A 3,676-nucleotide genomic window follows, 5' to 3' on the forward strand; every position below is an offset into this window, starting at 1 on the left:
ATTACTACAACCGCGAGCGTTGCAGTTTGAAATTGAAAAAGCTGAGTCCTGTCGCATACAGAACCCAGCTTGCACAGAGCGCCTGAATAGGCTTTTATGAGTGTCCAAGATTTGGGGGCCAGTTCAGTTTTCAGACGACCTTTCACTTTTTCAACTCAACATCAGAATTTTGCTTGCAGCCTCAACCAAGCGGTACGGCCGGGTTCGTTGACGCGCAAGGTTTGCGTGCCTGCTGAAGGGTCGCCGCCTTTGCTGACGAATTCGGCATAGGTTTTGTTGAACACGTTGTCTATGCCGGCCTGCAAGGTGGCGTATTTGCTGAATTTCCAGCCGGCATTGAGCGAGAGTACGCCGAATCCGGAAGATGCGCCGATGTCCTGACCGACGATATTGCCTTGACCTTTGCTGTAACGGTTTTGTTTGGCCACGACGCGCCATAACGCGCCTGCGCTGAATTTGCCGTTGTCGAATGCGAGGGTGTTGTTCCACTCGAGCGGCGGGGTTTGCGCCAAAGGTTTGCCGTCGGTACGGTTTTTGCCGTGGGTGTAGGCGAGGCTGCTACCGATTTCCCAATTGGGTGCAAACGTCCATTTGACTTCGGCTTCGCCGCCGAAACGAGAGGCTTTAACGTTGCGTACGCCTAAATCCGTGCCTTGGCGTTCGAGTATGATGAAGTTTTTGACATCGCTGCCGAATACGGATACGGAGGCATGGAGGTTAGGACGTTTCCAGATGATGCCCGCATCGATTTGGCGGTTTTGTTCGGGATGGATGATTTTCTTTTTGGCGCGCAGACGTTCCCAGTAGTCGGGCGAGCGTTCGGCGATACCGAATCCGGCGTAGTATTTCAAGCCGTTATCCGTATCACGTTCCCAACGTAAGAAACCGGAATTCAAGTTGAATTTCTGATGTTTCAAAACGGGATCGGTTACGTCTGCGGAATCGTAATGCGCTTTGACACGGTCGTGGCGCAAGCCTGCTACCCAACGTTGTTTGTCGGTTTGCTGCCAAGCGGCTTCGGTGAAAACGCCCCATTGTTTGAAACTTTGATTGGGCATATAGGGCTTGTGGCGGTAACCGTCGCCGCCGCGTTCCATGCGGGCGACGTGTACGTCGTCCATATAATCTACGCCGGTTTGCAGATTGAGTTTGTCCCAATCGAAGGTGGCTTTCAGACGACCTGTGTCGGTGTTGCGTTTGGGGTTGTTGGCGTTTTTAATCTGTTTGCCTGCCGGATTGCGGATGGTGCGCAGGCTGTATGTGTCCATGACGTGGTCGATTTCGCTTTCACCGTAGCGCAATTCGAGTTCGCTGAACCAAGGAGTGAGGTTGCGTTGGGTAAAGCGGACGTTCCACGCGTCGCGGTCGAATTTGCTGCCGTCCATCATGCGGTCGGCGTAGGCGACCTTGGCCCTGCTGCGTTCGTATGTGCCGGCGATGGTGGTGTTTTCGGTCGGGGTGATGCCCAGTTGCAGCATTTGGCTGTCGCGTTTGAAATGGGAGTGGACGCGTTTGCCTGAGCCGTCTTTGTAGTCGCCGGCCTCGTTATGGGAAATATTGCTGCGGACGTAGCCGTATTTGCCGCCGAATTCGGCTTCAAGCGAACCGTCGCGACGGTCGTTGCTGCCTGCGGTCAGGGAGGCGTTGATGTTGTAGGGTTTTTCGCTGAAATCAGGGTCTTTGCGTATGAATTGTACCGAGCCGCTGACCAAACCCATGCCTTGGGTTACGGTTTGCGGGCCTTTGGTGACGACGACTTTGTCGAAAGAATTCGGGTGGATGTAGGCAGTCGGCGGGTCCATACGCATGCTGCAGCCGCCGTAAATAAACTGGTCGTCTGCGTTAATCGACAGGCGCGAACCGCCCAAACCGCGGAACAATGGATCGCCCGAGCTTCCGCCTTTGCGGATGATGCTCATGTTGGGCACAGATTGTAAAAGGTCCGCACCGTCTCCGGCAGGGAGGGGTTGCAAAGCAGCTTTGGGGTTGAAAGTAACGCTATTGGCTTTTTGTTGTTGTGTGCCGGTGACGGTAACGGGGGAAAGGATAACAGTTTCTTCGGGAACAGGGTCTGTGTCCGCCCAAGCCTGGGATACGGCTAAGGCAATCGGCAGAAGGAGTAGCTGGTGTTTCATTCTTAGAGCTCCTTTTATTGGTTTAGTTCATTGTGCGTAGTTAATTACTACTTTGGTAGTATAAAGAATGTCAGGCAGTTTGTGAGTAAGAAAACGGTTTTATTTAATTTAAGTCAATATTTTCGAGGCATAATTAAATTATTTGAATAATAGTAATAACCGTGTTGATTAATTGCCTGCTTTTCCATCTAGCAGGAAGAAGGGATAAGGCTGTTACGGGGATAAAGAGGGCTGTGTTCAGGAGCAGGATGCAAACCCATTTTGGCATGTTGAGACGGCGTGTCCTTTGGCATTCCGTTTGCAGTCATTACGATATTTCAAACAGTAAAAAGGTCGTCTGAAAATTTTTCAGACGACCTTTGCTTTAACGGGAAACTCCTGACCACCGATACAGACGGTTTATTTAAACCAACCCCTGACGCGCTCCAGCCCACCGAAATTGATGCAGGCATCGGCGACTGCCTGCGCTTTCGGTTTGGCGCGGTAAGCCACGCCTACGCCCGCTTCTTTGAGCATCGGAATATCGTTCGCCCCATCGCCCATTGCCAAAACCTGATGCGGCTGCAATCCGAGGCGGTCGCGGTATTCGCGCAATAAATCCGCCTTTGCCTGCGCGTCGATGATTCTGCCTTTCAGACGACCCGTCAGCTTGCCGTTTTCAATTTCCAAAATATTGGCGTGTTGGTATTCGAAGCCGAGGCGTTGTTGCAGCCTTTCGGTGAAAAACGTGAATCCGCCCGACACCAGCATGAATTTCACGCCGTGCGCCTTGCATTCGTCCAACAAAAATTCCGCGCCGGGCGAGAGCCGCAAAACGTTTTCATAAACCTCCGCCAAAACCCGCTCGTCCAATCCCGCCAACAGGGCGACGCGGCTGCGCAAAGACTGCTCGAAATCCAATTCGCCGCGCATCGAGCGTTCGGTAATTTCCGCCACGCGGTCTTTCAAGCCGACGCCCGCTGCAATTTCATCGACGCATTCAATGGTAATCAGCGTCGAATCCATATCGCTGACAATCAGCCCGAGTTCGCCAAACGCCCTATCGGGCAACACGGCGTGGTCGATTTGACGGCTGTCCAGCAACGCCGCGTCTGCCCCGCTTAAAGAAAACCCTTCTTCAACGATAAAACGCATACGCTTTTCATCGGCGTAATCAGGCTCGGGCAGGCGGGTGAGGAGGGCGGAAGGCAGGGCTTCGGCGGAGGGGAATTGGAGGACGAGGGCGTGCGGCATGGCGGTGGCTCAAAAAATGCGGATTGCGGATTATAGCAAAGCCTGAAGATTTCATATCGGGAAGGTCGTCTGAAAACGGGCTTCCTGATGAAAACCGTATGCGTGCGGCGATGCGACGAAGCGGTTTTCAGACAATCTTTGAGGGAAGTATAGTGGATTAACTTTAAATCAGGACAAGGCGACGAAGCCGCAGACAGTACAGATAGTACGGAACCGATTCACTTGGTGCTTCAGCACCTTAGAGAATCGTTCTCTTTGAGCTAAGGCGAGGCAACGCCGTACTGGTTTAAAGTTAATCCACTATAATT

General features: G+C 52.6%; 3 protein-coding genes. 1 reads left to right on the forward strand and 2 read right to left on the reverse strand.

All coding sequences use genetic code 11. The features are described from left to right. Window positions 1-86, forward strand: an 86-nt coding sequence (locus tag DBY90_RS13710; RefSeq protein WP_159069413.1) for an IS3 family transposase, incomplete at its 5' end; no start/stop codon positions are given. A 75-nt stretch (window positions 87-161) separates the two neighbouring features. Here the strand turns inward: DBY90_RS13710 and DBY90_RS12355 are convergent. Both DBY90_RS12355 and serB read right to left on the reverse strand, forming a co-directional pair. After that, window positions 162-2,135 (reverse strand): TonB-dependent copper receptor, encoded by a 1,974-nt coding sequence (locus DBY90_RS12355; protein WP_070491639.1) that lies wholly within the window; start codon window positions 2,133-2,135, stop codon window positions 162-164. A gap of 399 nt (window positions 2,136-2,534) precedes the next feature. Further along, window positions 2,535-3,368 carry a phosphoserine phosphatase SerB gene (serB, locus tag DBY90_RS12360; RefSeq protein WP_070491636.1) on the reverse strand — a complete coding sequence of 278 codons (834 nt, stop codon included), beginning with the start codon at window positions 3,366-3,368 and terminating at the stop codon, window positions 2,535-2,537. Window positions 3,369-3,676: the final 308 nt, after the last annotated feature.

The sequence above is a fragment of the Neisseria mucosa genome (genome assembly GCF_003044445.1).
GTDB classification, from domain to species: Bacteria; Pseudomonadota; Gammaproteobacteria; order Burkholderiales; family Neisseriaceae; genus Neisseria; species Neisseria mucosa_A.

Bases quoted from the DNA above. Each gene is read 5' to 3' on its own strand.
- DBY90_RS12355 (WP_070491639.1), bottom strand. From the start codon at position 2,135: ATGAAACACCAGCTACTCCTTCTGCCGATTGCCTTAGCCGTATCCCAG.
- serB (WP_070491636.1), bottom strand. From the start codon at position 3,368: ATGCCGCACGCCCTCGTCCTCCAATTCCCCTCCGCCGAAGCCCTGCCT.